At 73.9% G+C, this 24,029-nt stretch carries 22 protein-coding genes and 1 tRNA gene; 13 read left to right on the top strand and 10 right to left on the bottom strand.

What is annotated here, in order from left to right:
- Positions 1 to 5: 5 nt before the first annotated feature.
- The gene (locus tag ACFC1F_RS20790; RefSeq protein WP_376160157.1) at positions 6 to 1,124 is read right to left on the bottom strand and encodes a CapA family protein; all 1,119 of its coding nucleotides are present in this window, start codon (positions 1,122 to 1,124) and stop codon (positions 6 to 8) included.
- Between the two features lie 294 nt (positions 1,125 to 1,418).
- Here ACFC1F_RS20790 and ACFC1F_RS20785 point away from each other — a divergent pair, with 294 nt between their 5' ends.
- Positions 1,419 to 1,724 carry a YrhB domain-containing protein gene (locus tag ACFC1F_RS20785; RefSeq protein ID WP_376160155.1) on the top strand — a complete coding sequence of 102 codons (306 nt, stop codon included), beginning with the start codon at positions 1,419 to 1,421 and terminating at the stop codon, positions 1,722 to 1,724.
- Positions 1,725 to 1,880: 156 nt separating this feature from the next.
- Here the strand turns inward: ACFC1F_RS20785 and ACFC1F_RS20780 are convergent.
- A tRNA-Leu gene (locus tag ACFC1F_RS20780) sits at positions 1,881 to 1,965 on the bottom strand.
- A 293-nt stretch (positions 1,966 to 2,258) separates the two neighbouring features.
- Here ACFC1F_RS20780 and ACFC1F_RS20775 point away from each other — a divergent pair.
- From ACFC1F_RS20775 to ACFC1F_RS20765, 3 genes are all read left to right on the top strand, one after another.
- On the top strand, positions 2,259 to 3,605 hold the full coding sequence (locus ACFC1F_RS20775) for a M20/M25/M40 family metallo-hydrolase (protein WP_307853326.1): 1,347 nt from the start codon (positions 2,259 to 2,261) through the stop codon (positions 3,603 to 3,605).
- 256 nt (positions 3,606 to 3,861) lie between these two features.
- The gene (locus ACFC1F_RS20770) at positions 3,862 to 4,107 is read left to right on the top strand and encodes a chaplin (RefSeq protein ID WP_209415132.1); all 246 of its coding nucleotides are present in this window, start codon (positions 3,862 to 3,864) and stop codon (positions 4,105 to 4,107) included.
- Between the two features lie 386 nt (positions 4,108 to 4,493).
- Positions 4,494 to 5,342: a chaplin gene (locus tag ACFC1F_RS20765; protein WP_376160153.1), complete on the top strand. Its 849-nt coding sequence runs from the start codon at positions 4,494 to 4,496 to the stop codon at positions 5,340 to 5,342.
- Between the two features lie 274 nt (positions 5,343 to 5,616).
- Here the strand turns inward: ACFC1F_RS20765 and ACFC1F_RS20760 are convergent, their stop codons facing one another.
- Positions 5,617 to 5,826 carry a DUF5703 family protein gene (locus ACFC1F_RS20760; protein ID WP_037846781.1) on the bottom strand — a complete coding sequence of 70 codons (210 nt, stop codon included), beginning with the start codon at positions 5,824 to 5,826 and terminating at the stop codon, positions 5,617 to 5,619.
- Positions 5,827 to 6,268: 442 nt separating this feature from the next.
- On the opposite strand from ACFC1F_RS20760, the gene ACFC1F_RS20755 reads away from it, so the two are divergent.
- The gene (locus ACFC1F_RS20755; RefSeq protein WP_148647722.1) at positions 6,269 to 6,874 is read left to right on the top strand and encodes a hypothetical protein; all 606 of its coding nucleotides are present in this window, start codon (positions 6,269 to 6,271) and stop codon (positions 6,872 to 6,874) included.
- A 114-nt stretch (positions 6,875 to 6,988) separates the two neighbouring features.
- Here ACFC1F_RS20755 and ACFC1F_RS20750 read toward each other — a convergent pair whose 3' ends face one another.
- The 5 genes from ACFC1F_RS20750 to ACFC1F_RS20730 form a co-directional block, all read right to left on the bottom strand.
- Positions 6,989 to 7,624: an ester cyclase gene (locus ACFC1F_RS20750; RefSeq protein ID WP_376160150.1), complete on the bottom strand. Its 636-nt coding sequence runs from the start codon at positions 7,622 to 7,624 to the stop codon at positions 6,989 to 6,991.
- A 152-nt stretch (positions 7,625 to 7,776) separates the two neighbouring features.
- Positions 7,777 to 8,559 (bottom strand): SDR family NAD(P)-dependent oxidoreductase, encoded by a 783-nt coding sequence (locus ACFC1F_RS20745; RefSeq protein ID WP_376160148.1) that lies wholly within the window; start codon positions 8,557 to 8,559, stop codon positions 7,777 to 7,779.
- 229 nt (positions 8,560 to 8,788) lie between these two features.
- A complete protein-coding gene (locus ACFC1F_RS20740) occupies positions 8,789 to 9,349 on the bottom strand; it encodes a cysteine hydrolase family protein (RefSeq protein WP_209415136.1) in 561 nt (186 codons plus the stop codon).
- A gap of 134 nt (positions 9,350 to 9,483) precedes the next feature.
- The gene (locus ACFC1F_RS20735; protein WP_376160146.1) at positions 9,484 to 11,793 is read right to left on the bottom strand and encodes a helix-hairpin-helix domain-containing protein; all 2,310 of its coding nucleotides are present in this window, start codon (positions 11,791 to 11,793) and stop codon (positions 9,484 to 9,486) included.
- Between the two features lie 324 nt (positions 11,794 to 12,117).
- Positions 12,118 to 13,098, bottom strand: a complete 981-nt coding sequence (locus ACFC1F_RS20730; RefSeq protein ID WP_209415138.1) for an aldo/keto reductase — start codon at positions 13,096 to 13,098, stop codon at positions 12,118 to 12,120.
- A 384-nt stretch (positions 13,099 to 13,482) separates the two neighbouring features.
- Between ACFC1F_RS20730 and ACFC1F_RS20725 the strand changes: the two genes are divergently transcribed.
- Positions 13,483 to 14,529, top strand: a complete 1,047-nt coding sequence (locus ACFC1F_RS20725; RefSeq protein WP_376160144.1) for an LLM class F420-dependent oxidoreductase — start codon at positions 13,483 to 13,485, stop codon at positions 14,527 to 14,529.
- Between the two features lie 189 nt (positions 14,530 to 14,718).
- On the opposite strand, the gene ACFC1F_RS20720 is transcribed toward ACFC1F_RS20725, so the two are convergent.
- Positions 14,719 to 15,711, bottom strand: coding sequence for a magnesium and cobalt transport protein CorA (locus tag ACFC1F_RS20720; RefSeq protein ID WP_376160142.1), 993 nt, complete (start codon positions 15,709 to 15,711; stop codon positions 14,719 to 14,721).
- Positions 15,712 to 15,936: 225 nt separating this feature from the next.
- On the opposite strand from ACFC1F_RS20720, the gene ACFC1F_RS20715 reads away from it, so the two are divergent.
- The 6 genes from ACFC1F_RS20715 to mshC all read left to right on the top strand — a co-directional run bounded on the left by ACFC1F_RS20715 (position 15,937) and on the right by mshC (position 21,907).
- Positions 15,937 to 16,665, top strand: coding sequence for an MSMEG_4193 family putative phosphomutase (locus ACFC1F_RS20715; protein ID WP_209415141.1), 729 nt, complete (start codon positions 15,937 to 15,939; stop codon positions 16,663 to 16,665).
- A gap of 188 nt (positions 16,666 to 16,853) precedes the next feature.
- Entirely contained in the window at positions 16,854 to 17,432 is a 579-nt protein-coding gene (locus tag ACFC1F_RS20710) for a DUF3090 domain-containing protein (protein WP_209415142.1), read from the top strand.
- A 44-nt stretch (positions 17,433 to 17,476) separates the two neighbouring features.
- Entirely contained in the window at positions 17,477 to 18,274 is a 798-nt protein-coding gene (locus ACFC1F_RS20705) for an SCO1664 family protein (protein ID WP_241681555.1), read from the top strand.
- 154 nt (positions 18,275 to 18,428) lie between these two features.
- Positions 18,429 to 19,346, top strand: a complete 918-nt coding sequence (locus ACFC1F_RS20700) for an AraC family transcriptional regulator (RefSeq protein WP_376160141.1) — start codon at positions 18,429 to 18,431, stop codon at positions 19,344 to 19,346.
- Between the two features lie 234 nt (positions 19,347 to 19,580).
- Complete coding sequence (locus ACFC1F_RS20695) at positions 19,581 to 20,459, top strand: carbohydrate-binding protein (RefSeq protein ID WP_376160139.1); 879 nt, start codon at positions 19,581 to 19,583, stop codon at positions 20,457 to 20,459.
- A gap of 218 nt (positions 20,460 to 20,677) precedes the next feature.
- The gene (gene mshC, locus ACFC1F_RS20690) at positions 20,678 to 21,907 is read left to right on the top strand and encodes a cysteine--1-D-myo-inosityl 2-amino-2-deoxy-alpha-D-glucopyranoside ligase (RefSeq protein WP_209415145.1); all 1,230 of its coding nucleotides are present in this window, start codon (positions 20,678 to 20,680) and stop codon (positions 21,905 to 21,907) included.
- A 252-nt stretch (positions 21,908 to 22,159) separates the two neighbouring features.
- Here mshC and ACFC1F_RS20685 read toward each other — a convergent pair whose 3' ends face one another.
- On the bottom strand, positions 22,160 to 23,110 hold the full coding sequence (locus tag ACFC1F_RS20685) for a PAC2 family protein (RefSeq protein ID WP_376160137.1): 951 nt from the start codon (positions 23,108 to 23,110) through the stop codon (positions 22,160 to 22,162).
- 374 nt (positions 23,111 to 23,484) lie between these two features.
- Between ACFC1F_RS20685 and ACFC1F_RS20680 the strand changes: the two genes are divergently transcribed.
- A complete protein-coding gene (locus tag ACFC1F_RS20680) occupies positions 23,485 to 24,000 on the top strand; it encodes an SRPBCC domain-containing protein (RefSeq protein ID WP_376160135.1) in 516 nt (171 codons plus the stop codon).
- Positions 24,001 to 24,029: the final 29 nt, after the last annotated feature.

The raw sequence follows: 24,029 nt of genomic DNA, 5'->3' as shown, positions 1-24,029 counted from the left end.
CTCCGTCACCCCCACGTCCGCCGCAGGGCCAGCATGCCGTCGGGACCGGGGTCGATCCGGACGCCGAATCCGCGGCTGACCCGGTCGAGCACCTCCCGCATCCACTGCCCGTCGGCGTGCGAGGCGTGCCGGAGCCGCATCTGCCAAGCCTGGACCGGCGCCATGAGGACACCGACCAGATTCCCGCTCCCCGGGTCCACCGAGACGAAGTACAGCAGCCGCAGGTCGTCCCGGTACTGCTCGTGACCGGCGATGCCCTCGTAGTCGTCGATGAAGTCGCCGCAGCCGTAGAGGATGAGCTTCCCGCGGTAGACCTCGACGGGGCGGGGGTGGTGGGAGGAGTGCCCGTGCACGACGTCGACGCCGCCGTCGACCAGGGCGTGGGCGAAGCGGGTCTGGTCCCGGGAGATCCGGTAGCCCCAGTTGGACCCCCAGTGGACCGAGGCGACCACGACATCGCCCGGTCGCCTCACCTGCCGTACCCGGTCGACGACATCGGCCGCGTCGACGGCCGAGGCCTCCGAGACGAAGTCGACGCCGGCCCGCTCCTCGGCCGCGCTCCACCGCCACGGAATGCCGCTGGACGCCGTCCCGAAGGAGAAGACCAGGACCCGCCCGCCATCGCCGACCCCGACGACCGCCGGCTGCCGGGCGGCGGCCGCGTCCGGTCCCGCTCCCGCCGAGGTCAGCCCCGCCCCCGCCAAGGCGTCGAGCGTCTCCCCGAGCCCACCGAGGCCGAAGTCCAGTACGTGATTGTTGGCCAGCACGCAGACGTCCGGCCGGGCGGCGGCCAGGCACGGGACGTTGGCCGGGTTCATCCGGTACAGCACGTCCTTCCCCGGTGCGAAGGAGTTGCTGCGGGTGATGCTCGTCTCCAGGTTCAGCACCCGGACGTCGGGCGCGACCTCGTCGAGCAACTCCAAGGCCTCCCCCCAGGGCCAGGAGAAGTCGACCGGCCGGGGGATCGGGCCGCACACGGCCTCCGCCAACTCGACGTAGTCCCGCGCGTCCCGGACGTACGGCTCCCGCAACGTCGGATCACCGGGGTGCGGCAGGATCTGGTCGACACCGCGGCCGAGCATCACGTCGCCGCAGAGGAACAAGCTCAACGCTCCCGCGTCCACACCACAACGCTAGGCCCGCCACCGCCGCGTCGCAGGTTGCGGGGAACCCCGCCCGGTCGTCCCCGAGCGGGGCCACCGCGGCGACCTCGCCCGACGGGACCGCCCGCCGGAGCGGGCCGGTTCCCGCTGCGGCGAACCACGGCCTCGACGGGTTTCCTGGCTCCGACCCCGCCACAGAGTCGTGACGCTCCCTCATATTGCTGCGCACGACGGCCTGCAGAGGTCCAGCTCATGCCGTATTGAGAGTCAGGGCCTCGCTGTCCGGGAGGCCCTGGCGAAGGAGCAACACATCCCATGAGGAATCAGGAAGCGATCGAGGCGGTCCGGGTCTTTCTGGGCAAGATGGAATCCGCAACGCCGCGGACGGTCGTGCTGCGCGAGGAGTGGGCCAGGGAGTTCGGCTGGGCCTGGAACGTCCGGTTCGAGACCCAGGAGTATCTGGATACCGGCGGTCCCAAGAACCGGCCCATGTCACGCGCCCTCTACGTTCGCAAGGACGACGGAACGGTCGCGTTCCTCCCGTCCTCGTTGTCGGTCAGGCAGGGGGAGTACTTCATGGAAACGGGCGTCTTTCCCCCGCCTCCGGAGTCTGAGCTCTGAGCGCGATCCCCGCCCCCGCCGACCGCGCCCGGGTGGCCGGCGGCGACCCGGGCGCCGACGGATTGCCGCTGCCGCCGGTTCCCGGTCTGTGCCGCCGAAGCGGCGACCCGCAAACGCAAAGTGCGGGTCAGGATTTCTCCTGACCCGCACTCGTTGTGTCCGAGGGGGGACTTGAACCCCCACGCCCGATAAAGGGCACTAGCACCTCAAGCTAGCGCGTCTGCCATTCCGCCACCCGGACTAGGTGTTGTCTTTGCGGCTTCCTCGGCCGCGCTGACAGATGTAACTGTAGCAAAGATCGGCTTGAGCTCCCAAAACGGCTCCGGGTGGGGGTGCGGGGGCAGGCGGCGGGGGAGGGGAGTGGTCTGTGGCGGGGGTGTGACCAGGGGGTTTCCTGCGGTTTCCCCCGGGTTCGCGGGGTGGATCCGGGTGGGGGGCTGGGGGAGTATGGGCGGACGTGCTCGTACGGCCCGGGTGCAGGTCCCGGGGGTGGCGCGGTGGTGCGCCGGTGCGGGGCTGAGACGAGGAGTGACCGTGAGCGAGCGGAGCGAGTCGACGGCGGGGCGGGCGGCGGCGCCGAAGGTGACGGCCGAGTCGGAGGTCGCCGAGATCTGTCGCGATCTGATCCGGATCGACACCAGCAACTACGGCGACGGCTCCGGGCCGGGGGAGCGCAAGGCCGCCGAGTACGTGGCCGAACAGCTCGCGGAGTTCGGTCTCGAACCCCAGATCATCGAGTCGGCCAAGGGGCGGGCGTCGACGGTGGTGCGGATCGAGGGGGAGGACCGGTCGCGTCCGGGCCTCCTGATCCACGGGCACACCGACGTGGTGCCGGCCAATGCCGCGGACTGGACGTACGACCCGTTCGGCGGCGAGATCGCGGACGGCTGCGTCTGGGGGCGCGGCGCGGTCGACATGAAGGACATGGACGCGATGACGCTGGCCGTCGTCCGTGACCGTCTGCGGACCGGGCGCAAGCCCCCGCGCGACCTGGTGCTGGCCTTCCTCGCGGACGAGGAGGCGGGCGGCACGTACGGGGCCCGGTACCTGGTGGACAAGCACCCGGGTCTGTTCGAGGGCGTGACCGAGGCGATCGGCGAGGTCGGCGGCTTCTCGTTCACCGTCAACGACCAGACCCGGCTCTACCTGGTGGAGACGGCCGAGAAGGGCATGCACTGGATGCGGCTCACGGTCGAGGGCCGGGCCGGGCACGGGTCGATGGAGAACGACGACAACGCGATCACCGAGCTGTGCGAGGCGGTCGCGAGGCTGGGGCGGCACAAGTTCCCGCTGCGGATCACCAAGACCGTCCGGGCCTTCCTGGACGAGCTGTCGGACGCGCTCGGCGTCGAGCTCGACCCGGAGAACATGGACGAGACGCTGCGGGTGCTGGGCGGCATCGCCAAGATGATCGGCACCACGCTGCGCAACACCGCCCAGCCGACCATGCTCGGCGCCGGCTACAAGGTGAACGTGATCCCCGGGCAGGCGACCGCGCACGTGGACGGGCGATTCCTGCCCGGCTACGAGGAGGAGTTCCTGGCGGAGCTGGACAGCGTGCTCGGCCCGCGCGTGAAGCGGGAGAGCCTGCACTCGGACAAGGCGATCGAGACCGGGTTCGACGGAGCGCTGGTGGAGGCGATGCAGACCGCGCTCCGTGCCGAGGACCCGATCGCGCGCGCCGTGCCGTACTGCCTCTCCGGCGGGACGGACGCCAAGTCGTTCCAGGACCTCGGGATCCGCTGCTTCGGCTTCGCGCCGCTTCAGCTGCCGCCGGAGCTGGACTTCGCCGGGATGTTCCACGGCGTGGACGAGCGGGTGCCGGTGGACGGGCTGAAGTTCGGCGTCCGGGTGCTGGACCGGTTCATCGACCTCAGCTGAGCAACCGGCCCCCGAGCGGGGCGCGGCCCGTTCCCGGAGTGTCCGGGGGCGGGCCGTCCGCATTGTCCGAGCTAATGATTTGGGACCGCGGAAAAGTGATCCAGAGAAACGTTTCTCCGCTAGGTTCCAGGTCGACATCTTGTGCGAGGCGTCACCGTTGCGGGTGAATTGGGAAAAGGTTCCGTACCCCGTTTGCCACACCCTCGTTCATTCCTTTGCAGCCCGCCGAACGGGTTGCGCAGTCCGTACAGGAGGAATGATGAAGCTCAAGAAGATCGCCGCCGTGACCGCCGCCACCAGCGGCCTGGTGCTGGCAGCCGCCGGTGTTGCGTCCGCCCACGGCGGTGCCGCGGCCGATGGTGTCGCCGCCGGCTCGCCGGGCGTGGTTTCGGGCAACCAGGTGCAGATCCCCGTGCACATCCCCGTGAACCTCTGCGGCAACACCGTCAGCGTGATCGGCGTTCTGAACCCGGCTTTCGGCAACCACTGCGCCAACTTCTGAGCGCAGGTTGACCGTGTGATCGGCTGACAGGCCGGTCATCGGGTTGACTGACTTGGCCCCCGGGTGGCGGACGCGCCGCACCGGGGGCGCTTCACTGCCCGGGTCCGTCCGGCGGTCCGGCCGGCCTGCTCCGGGCCGCCGGGACCCGCTCGGGAGACGCGGCCAGGACTCGCTCCGGCCCGTTCGGGATCCCGCTGGATCCGCCCGGGGGGGGCTTGTCCACTGCCTGTGGGTGGCTTCGCTCGATCGGGTGAAGCGGGTTCGTTCGGCTCAACCTCGATGCCCCAGCCTCGTTGTCCCCTGTGCAGCCGAAGACCTAGCCAGTTATTCGGAAATTCCGACTTTCGTTTAGGTCATCACGTCGTTTCGATACGTCAGGGGAAAATATGAGGAATGTAGCCAAGAAGGGGCTCCTCACGGCCGTGGCCACCGGCAGTGTCCTGGCCTCGACCGCCGGCTACGCCTACGCGGGCGCCGAGGCGCAGGGGGTCGCGGCCGGTTCCCCGGGCGTGGCCTCGGGGAACTCGGTGCAGGTGCCGGTCGAGGTGCCGATCAACGCCTGCGGCAACACCGTCGACGTGGTCGGCGTGCTGAACCCGGCGTACGGCAACCACTGTGCCAACGCCAGCGGCGGCGGGCACCCGGCCGGCGGCGGCCACAGCTCCTCCGGATCCTCCGCTTCCGGATCCTCGGCCTCCGGGTCCTCGGCACCCGGGTCCTCCGCTTCCGGATCCTCGGCATCCGGCACGGCGGCCGGTTCGCCCGGGGCGGTCTCCGGCAACAGCATCCAGGCGCCGGTGCACGTGCCGGTCAACGCCTGCGGCAACTCGGTCAACGTGGTCGGCGTCGGCAACCCGGCCTTCGGGAACGCCTGCGGCAACGAGAGCCACCCGGTGTCGGCCCCGCCCACCAAGCCGGACGACGACTGTCCGGAGGGGCACACCCCGCACAACCCGCCGCCCACCCACCCGTCCACGCCGCCCTCGCAGAGCCCGGGTGACAACAAAACGACGCCGCCGGGCATCCCGCACACGGGGAGCCCGTCCACGCCTCCTGCTGCCACCCCCACCGCTCAGGCCGCGCCGGCCTCGGTCCGGACCGAGAGCCCGCAGGCCACCGCGAGCCAACTGGCGTCGACCGGTGCCGGAAGCACCGAACTGCTCGGTGCGGCCGGCCTCGCCCTGCTGGTCGGAGGTGGCGTCCTCTACCGCCGCGCCCGCGCCGGCGCGCGCTGATCCTCGGTGCGTTCCGGCTGGGACCGTGGGCCCGTGGCCGGGATCCCGTGCGGGTTGAACCGCACGCCCTGAGGGCGCGACGAGCGGGCCCCGCTGGGTGGGCCCGCCAGGCGAGGCCACGGCGCACGTCGCGCGGAGCGTGCTGAGCGGCGCGCGCCGAGCCGGAGAAGCCGCCCGCGGCCGTCGGATGAACGGACGGCCGCGGGCGCGCGAAGGCACGGGCGTGAGGCTTCAGGCGCCGGGGTCGGTGATCACGCCCACGGCGTGACGGCCGTCACCAGCTCCGGACCTGCCGGATGATCCGTCGCCGCAGCAGCACCGTCCGGCTGCCGTCGGGGAACAGGCGCAGTCTGTCCAGCTCCCAGTGGCCGTACTCGGCGTGGTCGGTGAGCAGTTGGCGTGCCGCGTTGCGTGAGGTGCCGCGCGGCATGCGCAGCGACTGGTACTCGTACTCCGGCTGCCGGACCGGCTTCGGTGGGGTCAAAACGCTCCTCCTGAGGGACACCTTCGGGCAAGCCTACGGCCTGCCCCCGACAACGGGCCCGGGCATTTTCGGCCGCACTCCCGCCGAGCGGTCACCCGTGGTCCCACCCGGGACCCGCCTGGTGGACCGCCGGCAGAACCGCAGGCGGCCCGCCCTCGGCCCGCCCTCGACCCGCCCTCGATCCGCCGCCGGCCCACCTGCGCCGCGCCCGGGGTCCTGACAGTGCATCAGTTCCGTTTCTCCTCCTGACGGAATACCCCGATCACGGCTCGCCAAGCGGCACCCGGACGGCCCAGCCGTGCCGTCGCCGCGGCCCGCGCGCGGGCGTACGCGGGCACAGAACCACGCGGATCGGACATCAGGGCGGAAGTTGCGGTGAAATCGCGGGTGTAGGTGACAACCGCTGTGCGTACCGACGCCGCGGGGAGATAGCGTCTGCACCATGTCTGATGCCGCGCAGCCCACCATTGCCGAGGTACGCGCCGCCGCCGAGGCGGTCAAGGCCGCCATCGACCGTCATCTGGAAGCGGTGTCGAGCCCCAGCGCAGCGGACGATCCCGCTGTGTTCGCCGCCTACGAGCAGCTGGCGACGGCGGCCATCGCCTACGACCAACTCCTTTACGAGGTCTACGACGAGGTCACCCCGTTCGAGGTCCCCGGTGACGAGGGGCCGGGCGGCTACCACGGTCCGGAACAGCCCGAGTCGATCAGCGTGCTGATCCGCCGCGACTACCACGTGGTGGACTCGAAGCGGCTTCGCGCCCAGGCCGAGCGGCTGGACGAGTCGCTGACCCCCGGCGGGGGCGGCACGGGCGGCCTGAACGCCGCGATCGGCGTGCTGTTCGGCGAGTACGAGCCGGACGAGATCGCCGCCCGCAGCGAGGAGTTCGGCCTGGAGGAGGGCGATTCGACGCTCTGGGTCGCGGCGGCCGAGCCGTCCGAGCCGGGGGAGTGGCTGCCGGAGCCCTTCGAGCACGCCGACCCGCAGTTGCTGATCTGCCGGTTCGACGTCAGCGAGGTCTACGACGACGAGGACCTCGACGACTGATCCGGGTCGCTCCCGGTCCGTTCCGCGGGCCGCGGCGTCACGCCGGGCGGCGCGGCGGGGCACCTCTCCCCGCCGCGCCGTCGGCTCCGGAGGCCGGCGTCCAGTGGTCGGCGCTCAACGGCCTGCGCCGACGCCGAGTTGGGCGAGCAGGGCCTGGTTGTCCTCGATGTGCCAGTCCTCGGTGATCCGCACCGTGCCGACGTGCTGGATGTCGATCGCGTTGAACTCGACGCGCTGGCCCTGCCCCCGCACACCGTTGAAGGTCCCGGTGAAGTGGCCGCGGAAGACCAGCCTGGCGGTGATCCGGTCGCCGGTGATCAGCAGGTCCGACAGCTCGCAGCTGAGGTCCGGCACGGCGGCACGGAAGGTGCGGGAGGCGAAGGCCGGCCCGGCCGGGCCCTGCGGGCGCCCCTCCGGCAGCGTGTTGTCCCGGAATCCGGGGTCGACGGCGGAGTCCAGGTAACGCTGCTCGCCGGTGTTCCAGAAGGTGTAGAGCTGCTGGGCGAGCCGGATCTCCTGGGCTGCCCGCCGGGCGGGGAGCGAGCCGTCCACGGTGAGCGCGCGCGGCTGGACGAGCCCCGGCGTGCGGTCGACCAGCCGCCAGGCACGGTCGCCACCGTGGGCGGCGGAGGGGTGTTCGGAGGCGGCGGTCGCAACGGGCGCGCTGCCGACCGTCGCAGCGGCGACGAGCAGGGCGGCGACGCCGGCGGCGGCCGTGGCGGTGGTGCGGAAACGCTGGCGCGGACGCATGGTTTCGGACGTTCCTCTCAGGTACGGGGCGGTACGGGCGGTGCACAGGGGTGCACGGATGTGTACGGGGAAGGCGGGGCGGGCCGTGCACCGGGGTGCCCAGGGCAAGGCGGTACGGGACGTGCGCAGCCCGGCGGGGGTTCAGCGGGGGTTCAGAGCTGGCGGAGCGCGCCGCCGTCGACGGCCCACTCGGCGCCGGTCACCTGGCCGGCGGGCGGCGAGACCAGGTAGGCGATCACCCGGGCGACGTCCTCGGGCGTGCCCAGCCGTGCGGTCGGCAGCCGCCGGACCTCCCGGACGAAGTGGTCGATCGCGGCCTCGGTCGGCAGGCCGAAGCCCTCGGCGAGCTGCTCCGCGAAGCCGCCGGGAGCGTCCCAGAGGCGGGTGCGGGTCGGTCCGGGCGAGACCACGTTGGAACGGACTCCCCGGCGGCCGAACTCCACGGCGAGGGACTTGGAGAGTGACAGCAGCGCCGTCTTCGCCGCCGCGTAGTCGACCAGCGGGCTGTCGGGCAGCCGGGCGGCCTCGCTGGCGACGTGCACGATCGCCCCGCCGGCGCGCAGCAGGGCGGGCAGCGCGGCGCGGCTCATGCGCACCGCGGAGTGGAAGTTGAGGTCGAAGGTGGCGAGCCACTGCTCGTCGGTGACGTCCAGGAAGCCGCTCCGGGCGTCCAGGCCGCCGACGTTGTTCACCAGCGCGTCGAGCCGGCCGTGCCGGGCCAGTACGTGTTCGACGATCCGGTCCGCCGTGCCGGGCTCGGTGAGGTCGGCGGCCAGTGCGTCGACCCGGTCTCCCAGCTTCTCGACGCCCTCGGGGGAGCGGGAGACGCCCACCACGACGGCCCCCTCGGCGGCCAGCAGCCGGACGGTGGCCTCGCCGATTCCGGCGGAGGCGCCGGTGACGACGACCACCTGGTCAGTGAGCTGTAGATCCATGGAACGGCACTCCTCGGTCGGGGTGGGGAAGTGCTCTCCACCCTCTGCCGACCAGGTGTCATGCGTCCAAGGCTTGGTTTCTATCGTTGCCATGAACGCACGTCATGGCAGTACCGGGGAACGCGCGCGGCCCGTGCGCGGGAAGTCGGCGGATCCGACGTCCCGTGCACGGGCCGGACTGCGGAACCGGCGCCGGCCGGCAGCCGCTCGGGAGCGCAGGGGCGTGGGCTCAGGCCGTGCGGCCGAAGTCCACGTTCTTGGTCTCGACCGTCCCGGCCGTCCGCCCGGGCGCCTTCTGGCCGGACCAGTAGAGGTTGGTGTGGGCGATGACCTGCTCCGGCTTCGGCGCGCCCCAGGAGGAGAGGTCCTCCGTGGTGTGGGCGTCGCTGACCAGGATCGCGTCGTAGCCGCGGACGAGGGCGCCGTGGAGCGTCGAGCGGACGCAGAAGTCGGTCTGCGCGCCGGTGACCACGAGGCGCCCGACCTCCAGGCCCGCCAGTCCGGCCTCCAGGGTGGTGTCCTCGAAGGAGTCGCGGAAGAGCTTCTCGACGATCGCCTCGCCCTCGGCGGGCACCAGCTCGGGCACGATCTGCCAGCCGTCGCTTCCGAGGACGAGGTCCTCGGCGGAGTGCCGGACCCAGATGACCGGCACCTGCTCCAGCCGGGCCTTCTCGACCAGGGCCGCGATGTTGGCGACGACGGCGTCGCGCTCGTAGGCGCCCTCGACCACGTCGTTCTGTACGTCGATCACGAGAAGTGCGGTGTTCGGCCGGTTCTCGAGGGTGGTCATGGTCTCCCCTTTGCGCACGATGGACTACTGCGCCCCGCACGCTAGCGCCGACCACTGACGGCGGACCAGCCGATTGCGGTGGCGGCGGGGGTCCCGCCCCCACCGCAATCGGTTCCCGGTACGTGCCCGCGCCGTCAGTACACCTGGGCGGCGTTCTCGGCGAGGACCGCGCGCAGCCGGGTGGTGCGGGGCTGGGCCGGGCGCTCGGCGACGGCCTGGGGGAGGGCGGGGCCGGCGGCGTGGACCACCGAGAGGTGGCGCTCGCCGCGGCCGAACGCCGTGTACACCCACTGGCGGGTGAGTGCCGCGCCCGCGTCCTCGGGGAGGACCACGACGGCGCCCGGCCAGCGGCGGCCGACCGCCTGGTGGACGGTCAGCGCCCAGCCGTGCCGCAGTCGGCCGGCCTCGGCGGGCGGGACGGTGCGCCGCGCGCCGTCCGCGTACTCCAGGTGCAGACCGGTGGCGTCGCCGTCCAGCACGCGTGCGGGGCGGGTGATGCCGGGGGCGGGGGAGTCGACCACCCGGTCACCCGGGTCGAAGCCGGCGAAGCGGCCCGGGCCGGGGTTGAGGCGGGCCTTGGCGGCGGCGTTGAGCGCCCGGGTGCCGGCCGGTCCGCCGTGGCCGGGGGTGAGCAGCACCACCTGCTCGGCGGGGATGCCCAGCGCGCGCGGGATGGAGTCGGTGAGCAGCTGCACGGCACGGTGGACGGCCTCGGCGCCGTCCTTGGCGGTCAGGATGACCACCTCCTTGTCCGGCGCCTCGACCGGCTGGAGCTCGCCGATGCCGACCCCGGAGACCAGCTCGCCGATCGGTCCGAAGTCCGGGGTGCGGGAGGCCACGGACGGGCAGACCTTGGCGGCCATCAGGTCGGCGAAGAAGCGGCCGGGACCGGCGGACCAGAGCTGGCCCGGGTCGCCGCTGAGGACCAGCCGGGTGCCGTCGGCGAGCGACTCCAGCAGGGTGGCGGCCAGCTCGACGTCCAGCAGCGGGGCGTCCAGGACGACCAGGACGTCCAGGGCGAGCGTGCCGTCCGGGGAACGGCCGGGGCCGGCCGTCCCGGCCAGCAGCTCGGCCAGGGTGGCGACCTGCAGGGGGCCTTCGGCGAGCGCGGCGAGGCTGTCGCGGCCCTGGTCGGTCCAGGTGGCGGCCCAGGCGCGGAGCCCGAGGCCGGTGGCCGCCCGGACCAGGGCTGCCGGCTCGGCCCGCGCGGCCTCGCCGCCGGTGTGGGTGACCAGGGCGTTCTCCGCGGCGGCCCGGATCAGGGCGGTCGCGGAGGAGGACGTGGCGGCGACGGCGGCCGCCTCCCAGGCGGCCGGGCCGGGCGCGGCGGGCGGTTCGGGCGCGGCGGGCGGTTCGGCACCGTGCTCGGTGGCGTCGTGCCCCGCGGCACCGTGCTCGGTGGTGTCGTGTTCCGCGGTGTCGTGCTCGGTGGCGTCGTGCTCGTCGGAGGCCGGTTCGGCGGCGGCGCCGTCGGCGGCCTCCCCGGCCGGACCTCCGTCAGCGGGCACGCCCTCGTCGTCGGGACCACCCTCGGGACCGCCCTCGTCCTCGGGCAGGTGCTCGTCCTCGGGCTGGTCCTCGCCCTCGGGACCGTCCTCGCCGGGGACGAAGGTGGACATCAGCTGGACCAGGCCCTCGGCGAGGCTGTCCTCAGCGAGGGCCAGCCGCTCCAGCGCGAGCAGCATCCGGGTCGGCGGCTCGTCGTCCTCCTCACCGCCGCCCGCGGCGTGCGCCTCGGCACCGGTCAGCTCCTCCTGGAACGGCAGCGCCCGGCCGTCGTCCATGGCCGCCTGGAGTGCGGCGGCGGTGTCCGGGAGACCGAGACGGCCGAGCCCGGCGGTCACCTCGCCGATCTCCACGGCGGAGTGGCCGCGCAGTGCGGCCTGCTCCAGCAGCCACGGCACCAGTGCCTGCGCCCGGCGCGGGTCGCCGGGGCCGGCGGCGGGACCGAGCAGACCGCGGGCGAAGCCGTCCGCGTGCTCGGGGCGGACACCGGGCAGGGTCAGCACGGCCCACGGGTCGGCCCGCAGCTGCCCGGCGGCGCCGTCGCCGAACGCGGCCACGGCGGCGGTCGCGAGGTCGGTCGGTGCGCCGCCGGCGGCCAGGACCTCGGCGGTGTCCTTGAGGGCCTGCGCACGCTGCTCGTCGGTCCCGGCCCCGACCGGGGACGGACGGGCGGCGGCCGACGCCTCCGGTGAAGGAGCGGTACCGGGTGAAGGAGCGGCACCGGGCGAAGGGGTGGCGTCCGGGCCGCCGGTGGGGGCGGCCGGCGAGGCCTCGGGCGCGGGGCCCGCGGACTGCTTCCCGACCGTCCGGATCGCCGCGGCCAGCGCCGCGACGGCGGCCGCCTTGTCCGTGTCGCCGCTGCCGCGGCTCTCGGCGCTGCCGTCCGGGCCCGGGGTCACCGTGGTCTCCTCCGGAGCGCCGTTCTCCGTGTCACTCATCGTTCGCTCCAAGAAAGGTCACTCCACAGCTGGCACCGGACCGCACCGGACGGCGGGACGGCGGGCCGCAGGCGGCCGCCCCGGCGCGGTCGGCGCGGTCGGCATGGTCGGGACGGCACGGCCGCGCGGAGCGGCTGAGCCGATGGGGTCGGTCGGGCAGGTCGAAACAGGTCGGATCAGATCAAAACAGGTCGGGTCAGGTCACGGCAGGTCAGGGTGGGCCAGGTCAGGTCCAGTCCGGTCGGGCCAGGTCGGAACGGGTCGGAACAGGTCGGGCCAGGTCGGAGCGGGTCGGAGCCGCCCGGATCACGGGCGACGCGGGCCCTACAGCTCGCTCCACCCCTGATCCGGGTAGCGGTGGACCGGCGACGAGATGTCGTCGAGCGCACCGCGGATCTCATCCGGAAGCGTAAGCGCCTCCACTGACAGCGCCGCCTGGAGCTGCGCCGCCGTCCGCGCCCCGACCAGCGCGCTCGCGACGCCCGGCCGGTCCCGCACCCAGGCGAGCGCCACCGCGAGCGGGCTGCTGGCGAGGCCGTCGGCGGCGGTGGCGACGGCGTCCACGATCCGCCGCGAGCGCTCCCCGAGGTAGGGCTGGACGAATCCGGAGAGGTACGGCGAGGCGCCGCGCGAGTCCTGGGGCAAGCCGTGCCGGTACTTGCCGGTGAGTACGCCGCGCCCGAGCGGGGAGGAGGCGAGCAGACCCACCCCGGCGTCCCGGGCGGCGGGCAGCGCCTCCCGTTCGATGCCGCGCTGGAGCAGTGAGTACTCCAGCTGCGCGCCGGCGAGCGGCACCCGGCCGTGGTGGGCGCGCTGCCAGGTGGCCGCCTTGGCGAGCTGCCAGCCGCTGAAGTCGCAGACCCCGACGTACCGGGCGCGGCCGGAGGTGACGGCGATGTCGAGGGCGGTGAGCGTCTCCTCGACCGGCGTGACCGGGTCGAAGGCGTGCACCTGCCAGAGGTCGACGTAGTCGGTGCCGAGCCGGCGCAGCGAGGCGTCGAGGGCGGCGAGGAGGTGGCCGCGCGAGCCGTCGAAGCGGCGGGCGGACTCGGGGACGCTGCCCGCCTTGGTGGCGATGACGAGGTCGGAGCGGGGGACGACGTTGTCGGCGAGCCGGGAGAGCAGGTACTCGGCGCCGCCGTCCGCGTAGACGTCGGCGGTGTCGACGAGATTGCCGCCGGCCTCGACGAACTCCTTGAGCTGCTCGGCGGCTTCGTGTTCGTCGGTGTCGCGGCCCCAGGTCATGGTGCCGAGGCCGAGCCGGGAGACCTGCAGCCCGGTGCGGCCGAGGTGTCGCATTTCCATCGGACGGGCCCTCCACTGGCCTTGAACGCGGGTCGCCGGGTACGTCGGCCCGCCTGGCGAACGCGCAGGTGGGGAGAGGCGTCCCCACGTCGGCTGAGCGTAGCGGCCGGTGCCCGGGCTGGTGTGCAGACCCGCAGAACGATCACTGCCCGCGGAGCCGTCACCGCAGGCCCCCGGCCACCGCCCCGGCGCGCGGGGCCGCCCACCGGCGCGCGGGTGACCGCCCGCCCGGCGTCCGGGGTCACCGCCCCGGCGTGCACGTGCCGCCCGCCCCGGCGCGCGCCGGGCGCCCGCAATGTGTCCCGGCCCACACCTACCGGCCAGTAGCATGACCGCCGAGTGCGCGGTTACCCTCGCGAACAACCCGACTGGAAGGCTTGGCAGATGCGACTCGGTATCAACCTCGGCTACTGGGGACTCGGCATGGACGCCGACAACATCGCCGTCGCCCAGGAGGCGGACCGGCTCGGCTACTCGGTCTGCTGGGCCGCCGAGGCCTACGGCTCGGACGCGGCCACCGTGCTCTCCTTCGTCGCCGCCAAGACGGAGCGGATCGACATCGGCTCGGCCATCTTCCAGATCCCGGCCCGCACCCCGGCGATGACGGCGATGACGGCGGCCACCCTGGACACCCTGTCCGGCGGCCGGTTCCGGCTCGGCCTCGGCGTCTCCGGGCCGCAGGTCTCCGAGGGCTGGTACGGCGTGAAGTTCGACAAGCCGCTGGCCCGGACCCGCGAGTACGTGGAGATCATCCGCAAGGCGATGTCCCGTGAGCGGCTCGTCCACGAGGGCGCCCACTGGACGCTGCCGCTGCCCGGCGGGCCCGGCAAGCCGATCAAGCTCACCGTGCACCCGGTGCGCGAGCACATCCCGCTGTACATCGCGGCGATCGGCCCGAAGAACCTGGAGCAGACCGGCGAGATCGCCGACGGCTGGCTCGGCATCTTCTTCTCGCCCGAGCACGCCGCGCTCTCCCTCGACCCGCTGAAGGCCGGCCGGGCCAAGGCCGGGCAGACCCTGGAGGGCTTCGACCTCTGCCCGACCGTCACCATCGCGGTCGGCGAGGACATCAAGGCCGGGGTCGACTCCCAGCGTTCCTACGCCGCCCTGTACATCGGCGGCATGGGCAGCAAGGAGAAGAACTTCTACAACCAGCTCACCCGGCGGATGGGCTACGAGCAGGCGGCGGACGAGATCCAGGAGAAGTACCTCGCCAGGGACTACGCGGGCGCCGCGGCGGCCGTCCCGCACGACCTGATCGACGCCACCTCGTTGGTCGGCGACACCGCCCGGATCGCCGACCGGATGCAGGCGTACGCGGACGCGGGCGTCACCACGCTGACCCTGGCACCGGCCGGGTTCACCCTGGACGAGCGGGTGCAGGCGCTGCGGACGGGCGTCGAGGCGCTGGAGCGTGCCGGGCTGGCCTGATCCGCCCCGCCCCAGCAGGTCCGGCCGGCGGGCCCGTCCCGCCGGCCGGCCGAGCCGGAGAACCGGCCGCGACCGGTACCCCCTCGGCGCCCGGTACCCCTTCGGCGCCCGGTACCCCTTCGGCGCCCGGCACCCCTGCGCCCGGCACCCCCGCACCCGGCCCCCTGCGCGGGCCACCGGCCGCGTGCCCTACAGCCAGTCGTGCCGCTTGAACACCCGGTGCAGCACCACGCAGACCGCCACCATCAGCGTCAGCGCCGCCGGGTACCCCCACGGCTGGTGCAGTTCGGGCATGTGCTCGAAGTTCATGCCGTACACGCCCGCGATCATGGTCGGCACGGCGGCCAGCGCCGCCCAGGCCGAGATCTTCCGCATGTCGTTGTTCTGCTGCACGCTGACCTGCGCCAGGTTGGCGCTGAGGATGTCCGACAGCAGCCGGTCCATGCCGTCCACCTGGTCGTTGGCCCGGGCCAGGTGGTCGGCGACGTCCCGCAGGTACGGCAGCGCCTCGGCGCGGACGAACGGCACGCCGCCGCGTTCCAGCCGCAGCATCGGTTCCAGCAGTGGGCCGGTGGCGCGTCGGACGGCCACCAGCTGGCGCTTGTAGCCGTAGATCCGGCCGGCGTTGGCGCGGTCGACCCTGCCGGGGGCGAACACGTCGGCCTCCAGTTCGTCCAGGTCGGCCTGGAGCGCGACGACCACGTCCACGTAGCCGTCCACCACGATGTCGCAGACCGAGTGCAGGACGGCGCTCGGCCCGTACTTCAGCACCTCGGGCTGGGCTTCCAGTTCCGCCCGCAGCCCGCCGAGCGGGCTGTCGGCGCCGTGGCGGACCGTCATCACGAAGTCCTCGCCGACGAAGACCATCACCTCGCCGCCGGTCACCGCGTGCCCACCGGGGTGGTACCCGAGCGTCTTGAGCACCACGAACAGGTAGTCCTGGTAGGCCTCCACCTTCGGGCGCTGGTGCGCGCGGACGGCGTCCTCGGCGGCCAGCGGGTGCAGGGAGAACTCCGTGCCGACCTGGTCGAGTTCCTCGGCCGTCGGCTCGAACAGGCCTATCCAGACGAAACTGCCCTTGCCGGCCGCCCGCGCGGCGGCGAGGGCGCCGGTGTGGTCCTGCGGGCCCTCGATCCGGCGGCCGTCGCGGTAGATGGCGCAGTGGACGATCATGCGGGCCATTGTGGCCCCTGGACGGCGGCGGTGGTGGCACATCGCCCGTCGTACCGATGCTCCACACCAATCCGGCACCACTCCCGCCGCCCCGGAACCGCCCAGCCGCCGCCTCCCGCCGTCGCCTCCGGCCGCCCCGGAACCGCCCGCTGCCGTTCCTGGCCGCTCGCCGCCCGCTCGCCGCCCGCCCGCCTCCCGTCCGTGCCCCGCCCGGGAGGCCGTACGCTAGGCCCCATGCCCACCCTGCTGCTCGTCCGCCACGGCCGCTCGACCGCGAACACCGCCGGAATCCTGGCCGGTTGGACGCCCGGGGTGGACCTCGACGACACCGGGCGCGCGCAGGCCGCCGCACTGGCCGGCCGGCTCGCCGGGATCCCGCTGGCGCAGGCCGTCAGCAGCCCGCTGGAGCGGTGCCGACAGACGCTGGAGCCGCTGCTCGCCGCGCGGCCCGAACTCGGCGGCCCCACCGAGGACGAGCGGCTCGGCGAGTGCCACTACGGCGACTGGACCGGCCGCCCGCTGGCCGAGCTGGCCAAGGAGCCGCTCTGGCGCACCGTCCAGGACCACGCGGCGGCGGCCGCCTTCCCCGGCGGGGAGTCCCTGCGCGAGCTGAGCCACCGGACGGTGAGCGCCGTCCGCGAGTGGAACGAGAAGATCGCCGCCGAGCACGGCGAGGACGCGGTCTGGATCGCCTGCTCGCACGGCGACGTGATCAAGGCGGTGGTGGCCGACGCGCTCGGCCTGCACCTCGACCACTTCCAGCGGATCAGCGTCGAGCCCTGCTCGGTCACCGCGATCCGCTACACGCCGAAGCGGCCGTTCGTCCTGAGGATGGGCGACACCGGCGACCTCGCCTCGCTCGCCCCCGGGCCGCGCGACGCCGACGCCACCGGCCACGCCGGGCGCGGTGCCGGCACCGCCGACGGCGACGCGGTGGTCGGCGGCGCCACCGGCGCGGCCTGACCGGAGCCGGCGGCGTCCGGTCCCGGGCTCGGCTCCCCGGGCCGGGCCGGGAGGTCGTAGGGTGACTAACGGGTCCCACCGGGACCCGGCCCCACCCCGACCACCGGCTCGCGACCAGCCGCGACCGACCCCGAGCGCCCCACGACCGACCGACCCCTACCATGATCGACACGATCCGGAGCGAGAGCGTGCCCCGTCAGGTCTTCTTCTACGACCAGCCCGAACGGTTCGTGGCCGGCACCGTCGGCCAGCCCGGCGCCCGGGCGTTCTACCTGCAGGCCTCCGCCCGGGGGCGGATCACCAGCGTGCTGCTGGAGAAGACCCAGGTCGCCGCGCTCGCCGAACGGATCGAGGAGGTGCTGGACGAGGCCCTGCGGCGCAGCGGCGGCGATGCCGCCATCCCCGCCACCGCGCCGGTCGACCTGCTCGACACCGCGCCGTTGGACCTGCCGCTGGAGCAGGAGTTCCGGGTCGGCACCATGGCGTTGGCCTGGGACAGCATCGACGCCCGGCTGGTCGTCGAGGCGCAGGCGGTGATCGAGGACGAGGACGACGAGGACGGCGAGAACGCCGCCGAGGCCGTCTTCGAGGACGACGAGAACGGCCCGGACATGCTGCGGGTGCGGCTCACCGGAGCGATGGCCCGGGTCTTCGCCAAGCGGGCGTTGGACCTCGTCGCCGCCGGCCGCAAGCCCTGCCCGTTCTGCAACCTGCCGCTCGACCCGGAGGGCCACCTGTGCCCGCGCGCGAACGGCTACCGGCGCTGAACACCGAGACCCCTCCGCAGGCGGACCCGGCGGCGGGCGCCGCCCTGGCCGCCGACCCGCCCACCGCGCTGCACCTGCTGCGCGAGGGCGCGCTGGCCGTCCACGGCCGGCTGACCGACGCCTCCAACGCAGCGCTGTACTGCAGCGTCACGCTGGACGGGCTGACCGCGCAGGCCGTCTACAAGCCGGTGGCCGGCGAACGCCCGCTCTGGGACTTCCCCGACGGCACGCTGGCCGGCCGTGAGGTCGCCGCGTACGAACTGGCCGCCGCCACCGGCTGGGCGCTGATCCCGCCCACCGTGCTGCGCGACGGGCCGCACGGGCCCGGCATGGTGCAGCTCTGGGTCGAGCCCGACCCGGACGCCGAACCGCTGCTCGCCCTCCAGGACCCCCGGGGGCCCGAGGACGGCTGGCTGCCGATCGTGCAGGCGGAGGTGGGCGACGGGCGTACCGCACTGCTCGTCCACCCCGACGACCGGCGGCTGCGGCGGCTGGCCGTGCTGGACGCCGTCCTGAACAACGCCGACCGCAAGGGCGGTCACCTGATCCCCGCCGCCGACGGCCGGATCTACGGCATCGACCACGGCGTCACCTTCAACACCGAGGGCAAGCTGCGCACCCTGCTCTGGGGCTGGGCCGGGCAGCCGCTGCCGGAGGAGGCGCTGGAGGTGCTGGCCGGCCTCGCGGAGCAGCTGGACGGCGGCCTCGCCGAGCGGCTCGCCCCGCACCTGACGGCCGCCGAACTCGCCGCCGCCCGGGACCGGGTGGACGGGCTGCGGCGGACCGGCCTGCACCCGCTGCCCTCCGAGGACTGGCCGTCGATCCCCTGGCCGCCGATCTGACGCGCACCTGAACGCACGGCACCCGCCCGCGTGCCCGCCCCCGGCTCAGGGGCGGACCGGGGTGGGCCGGACCGGGCAGGGCAGGGCCCGCCCGGGCAAGGCCGGGCGGGGATTGGTCTGGACCGGTACGGCAGTCCGGCCGCAGACTGCTCCGATGGACGAGCGACGGACCACCCCCCACCTGGACCTGCCGCTGCACCGGTTACAGGTCCCGCTGCCACACCTGCTGCCGTTCGCGATCGGCGGCTTCGACGCCATCGGCCCGCTCTCCCGCGCGGGCTTCCCCCACCGGCACTCCTTCTTCGAGATCGTCTACGTCACCGGCGGCGCCGGGGCCCACGTCCTGGACCTGGTCCACCGGCCGCTCCGGCCACCGCAGTTGTGCGTGATCGCGCCAGGCCAGGTGCACTACTGGGCGGACGCGGACGGGCTCACCGGTCAGGTCGTCCTCTTCAACGAGGACTTCCTGCTCTCCCAGCCCCAGGACGTCGCCGCGCTGCGCGCCCTGGCCACCCTCCCGGTGCTCCCGCTCGGCGAACAGGCCGGGCCGATCGGCGCGTTGCTGGCCGACATGGAACACGAGTACCGGGCCAGACCGTCCGGCTACGCGGGCGTGCTGCGGGCCAGCCTGCACATCCTGATCGTCCGCGCGCTGCGCGCCCGCGCCCCGGGCGAGGGTGGTGCGGCGCCGGGCCGCCAGGCCGAACTGGCCGCCGCCTTCGGTCGGTTGATCGCCGACCCGGGAGGGGTCCAGCGCTCGGTGGCCTCCTGCGCCCAGGAGTTGGGCGTCTCGCCCGGGCACCTTCAGACGCTGGTCAAGCAGGCCACCGGCCGTACGCCCGGCAGGCTGATCCGCCAGCAGCAGACCCTGGAGGCGAAACGACTGCTGGCGTGCACCGATCTGACGATCCGCCAGGTGTCCCGGGAGGCGGGGTTCGGCGACCCGGCGTACTTCTGCCGCTTCTTCCGGCGGGAGACCGGGATGACGCCGGGGGAGTTCCGGGTCCGGGTCGGAGGAAAACACCACGATCCCCGGATCGCGTCCATCGCGGCGGCCCCCGACGGCCCGTAGGTTGGCTGCTGGCCGCCGGTGGCCCGCTCGGAGCGACCGGGCGGGCGGCCGGCTCGGCCCTTGTCATGCCCCCACCATGGCAAGGGCCACCCATCCACCGCACCGCCCATCCACCGCGTCATCCACGCACCGCGTCATCCACCGCACTACTCCGTCCACCGCACCACTCCGTCCACCGCACCACTCCGTCCACCACACTCCACGCCATCCCCCACACACCGAAGGAGTCGGCGCATGCCCGCGTCCGAAGAGCCCACCGGGCCGGAGGGCCTGATCGACCGCCGGATCAGCCGGAAGTCCGTCCTGAAGGCCGCCGCCGTCCTCGGCACCGCGCCCCTGCTGGTCGGCGGCGGGGTCGCCCTGGCCCGCGACCGGGCCGGCACCGGCGAGCTGCCCGGTCTCACCCCGGCCTGCCACGACGACGACGAACCGACCATCGAGCAGACCGAGGGCCCCTACTTCAAGCCCAACTCCCCGCTGCGCACCTCGCTGATCACCGACAGCACCCCCGGCACCCGGCTCACCGTGAGCGGCTACGTCTTCGGCCGGGCCTGCCTGCCGATCTCCGGGGTGCTGCTCGACTTCTGGCAGGCCGACGTCAACGGCGCGTACGACAACACCGGCTTCGCGTTCCGCGGCCACCAGTTCACCAACGCCCAGGGCGCGTTCAGCCTGACCACGATCGTCCCCGGCCTCTACCCGGGCCGCACCCGGCACATCCACGTCAAGCTCCAGGCGCCCGGCCGTCCGGTGCTCACCACCCAGCTGTACTTCCCGGGCGAGCCGCGCAACAGCACCGACACCATCTACGACGCGCGGCTGCTGATGAACGTCCGCCAGGTCGGCCAGGCGAAGGAGGGCACCTACGACTTCGTCCTGAACGTGCCGCAGACGCCGACCCCGACCGGCAGTCCGACCGCCACGCCCACGCCGACCCCGACCCCCACCGCGACCCCGACCGGGCAGCCCGGGGGCACCTGGGCCGCCGGGACGCTCTACAACACCGGCGACCGCGTCACCTATGCCGGCGTCTCCTACCGGTGCCTGCAGGGGCACACCGCCATCACCGGCTGGGAGCCGCCCAACGTGCCGGCCCTCTGGCAGCGGCTGTAGCGGCTCCGGCCGCCTCCCCGGAGGAGCCGGGCGCCCGGTCGGCGGCAGGGCCGGCCGGGCGCTCACCCGTGCCCGCGAGGGGTGCGGGTGCCGCGCCGGGGCCGCCCGGCGCCGGTCAATATCAGTCCGAAAGCGCTCAGGCAACGAAAGCAGGCGAATCCAGTCGATCTTGCATACTGGTTAGGCTTTCAAATGTTCGCACGGTTAAAGTGATTCCCATGCATGCCTGGCCCGCCTCCGAGGTTCCCGCCCTGCCTGGTCAGGGGCTCCCCCTTCGTATCCACGACACCGCAGCGGGCTGTATCCGGGAGGTCGTGCCGCAGGACGGCACCGCCCGGATCTACGTCTGCGGCATCACTCCCTACGACGCGACCCACATGGGCCACGCCGCCACCTACAACGCGTTCGACCTGGCGCAGCGAGTGTGGAAGGACGCCGGTCACGACGTCCTGTACGTGCAGAACGTCACCGACGTGGACGACCCGCTGCTGGCCCGCGCGGTCGAGACCGGCCAGGACTGGGTGGCGCTGGCCGAGCGCGAGACCGCGCTCTTCCGCGAGGACATGACCGCCCTGCGGCTGCTCCCGCCGGCCCACTACATCGGCGCCGTCGAGTCGATCCCGTGGATCGTCCCGCTGGTCCAGAAGCTGCTGGCGAGCGGTGCCGCCTACGAGGTGGACGGCGACATCTACTTCTCGGTGGACGCAGACCCGCACTTCGGCGAGGTCTCCGGCCTGAGCCGCGAGGCGATGCGCCCGGTCTTCGCCGAGCGCGGCGGCGACCCGGACCGCCCGGGCAAGCGCCACCCGCTGGACGCCCTGCTCTGGCTCGCCGCCCGCCCGGGCGAGCCCGCCTGGGACACCGAGCTGGGCCACGGCCGGCCCGGCTGGCACATCGAGTGCGTCGCCATCGCGCTGCAGTACCTCGGCATGTCCTTCGACATCCAGGGCGGCGGCAGCGACCTCTCCTTCCCGCACCACGAGATGGGCGCCGCGCACGCCCAGGTGGCCACCGGCGACCACCCGTACGCCAAGGCGTACGTGCACGCCGGCATGGTCGGCCTGGACGGGCACAAGATGTCCAAGTCCCGCGGCAACCTGGTCTTCGTCTCGGCGCTGCGCCGTGAGGGCGTCGACCCGGCGGCGATCCGCCTCGCCCTGCTCTCGCACCACTACCGCGAGGACTGGGAGTGGACCAAGGCCACCCTGGACGAGGCCGTGGAGCGGCTCGCCCGCTGGCGCGCCGCGGTCTCCCGCCCGGACGGCCCGCCGGCCGAGGCGCTGCTCGCCGAGGTCCGCGAGGCGCTCGCCAACGACCTGGACGCGCCCGCCGCGCTGGCCGCGGTGGACCGCTGGGCCGGCCTTCAGGAGTCCGGTGGCGGCGAGGACATCGGCGCGCCCGGACTGGTCTCCCGCACGGTGGACGCCCTGCTCGGCGTCGCCCTGTAGGACCCGCACGCCACGCCCGGCGGGCGCCACGCACCCGCCGGGCGCAGCGGACGCCACGCACCCGCGAGCCCGCCGGACGTAGCAGTCGCCACGCGCCCGCGCACCCGCCGGACGTAGCAGTCGCCACGCACCCGCGAGCCCGCCGGACGCAGCAGTCGCCACGCGCCCGCGCACCCGCCGGACAGCCGAAAGGGGCGTCAGGACCACTCGTCCTGACGCCCCTTTCGGCGTGCGTGCCGCGCGGCGGAGGGACTACTCCTCCTCGCCGCCGTCCTGGCTCTCCCGGGCGGCCGGCGGCTCGGGATCGCTCGGCCGCTCCGCCGTGGCGTGCCCGGCCACCGGCTTCTCGCCGGTCGGCCCGACGTTCTCCCGGCGGCGCAGGTAGCGCTCGAACTCGCGGGCGATCGCGTCGCCCGAGGCTTCCGGCAGCTCGGCGGTGTCCTGCGCCTCCTCCAGCTGCTGCACGTACTCGGCCACCTCGGTGTCCTCCGCGGCCAGCTGGTCCACGCCCAGCTGCCAGGCGCGGGAGTCCTCGCCCAGCTCGCCCGGCGGGATGCGCAGGTCGAGCAGGTCCTCCAGCTTGTTGACCAGCGCCAGCGTGGCCTTGGGGTTCGGCGGCTGCGCGACGTAGTGCGGCACCGCCGCCCAGAGCGTCACGGCCGGCACCCCGGCGTGCGTGCACGCCTCCTGGAGCACCCCGACGATCCCGGTCGGGCCCTCGTAGCGGCTCTCCTCCAGGTCCAGCCGCTGGGCCAGCTCCGGGTCGGAGGTGACCCCGCTGACCGGCACCGGGCGGCTGTGCGGGGTGTCGCCGAGCAGCGCGCCCAGGATCACCACCAGCTCGATGCCCAGCTCGTGCGCGAAGGCGAGGATCTCGTTGCAGAACGAGCGCCAGCGCATGCTGGGCTCGATGCCGCGCACCAGGACGATGTCCCGGGTCGTCGGCTCGGTCACCCGGACCACCGAGAGCCGGGTGGTCGGCCAGGTGATCCGGCGGACGCCGCCGTCCAGCCACACCGTGGGCCGGTTGACCTGGAAGTCGTAGTAGTCCTCCGCGTCCAGGGCGGCGAACACCTTGCCGCCCCAGGTCTCGTCCAGATGCGCGAGGGCGGTGGATGCGGCGTCACCGGCGTCGTTCCAGCCCTCGAAGGCGCAGACCATCACCGGGTCGATCAACTCGGGAACATCTTCCAGCTCGATCACCCAGCGTCTCCCTCCGGTCGGCGGGCGGCCGCACCCCGTCCCGGCTGGGATGCCGGGGCGCCGGCGGTCCGGCTGCCGACTGTCGAACCTCTCGTCACCCATGGAACGCCGCGTTCCATGGTCCCTACCTGCCCAGCCTACGGGCTTTGATGCGCCCGGCGGCCGGGCGCCGGGACAGGCCGGGCACCGGGACAGTCTGGGGGAGCCGGGCGCCGGGGGCCAGCGGATATCCCGGCGGCGCCCTCGCGGGGCCGCCCGGTCCGCCGCCCGGTCCACCGCCCGGTCCGCCGGGCCGGCCGCCGGGCGTGCTGCCGCGACGGGGCGGCGTGATGATGGAGGCGGGGGCCGGGCTGCGGGTGTGAGGAGCCGGGCGGATGAACGGATGGCTTTGGGCAGGAGCCGCGGTGGCGCTCGCGGCCGGGGCCGGGGCGGTGCTGGCGGCCCAGGCGGCCGGGCGGCGGCTGCCGGTGGAGCACATGACCGAGGGCGGCCTGGACCTGGCCCAGCCGCCCGGCGCGGTCTGGGACGTCCTGACCGACATCGACCTCTACCCCGCCTGGCGCCCGGGCCTGTCGCACGTCGAGCGGCTGCCCGCGACGGCCGGCGGCCGGGCCCGCTGGCGCGAGTACGACAGGCACGGCCACACCACGTACGAGGTGGTGGAGAGCGAGGCGCCGCACCGCCTGGTGACCGGCATCGCGGACCCGGACCTGCCGTACGGCGGCACCTGGACGTACGTGCTGACCCCGGCCGGCGTGGGCTGCACCCTGACCGTCACCGAGCGCGGCGAGGTGTACAAGCCGCTCTACCGCGCCGTCGGGCACTACGTGACGGGCGAGGACGCCGCGATCCACCGCTACCTCGGCGCGCTCGCCCACCGGATGGCCTGAGGCGCGCCGACCCCGGGCCGACCCCGCCC

Source organism: Kitasatospora sp. NPDC056181 (assembly GCF_042266225.1).
Taxonomy (GTDB): Bacteria; Actinomycetota; Actinomycetes; order Streptomycetales; family Streptomycetaceae; genus Kitasatospora.
This window is presented reverse-complemented; position numbering and strand designations above follow the sequence as displayed.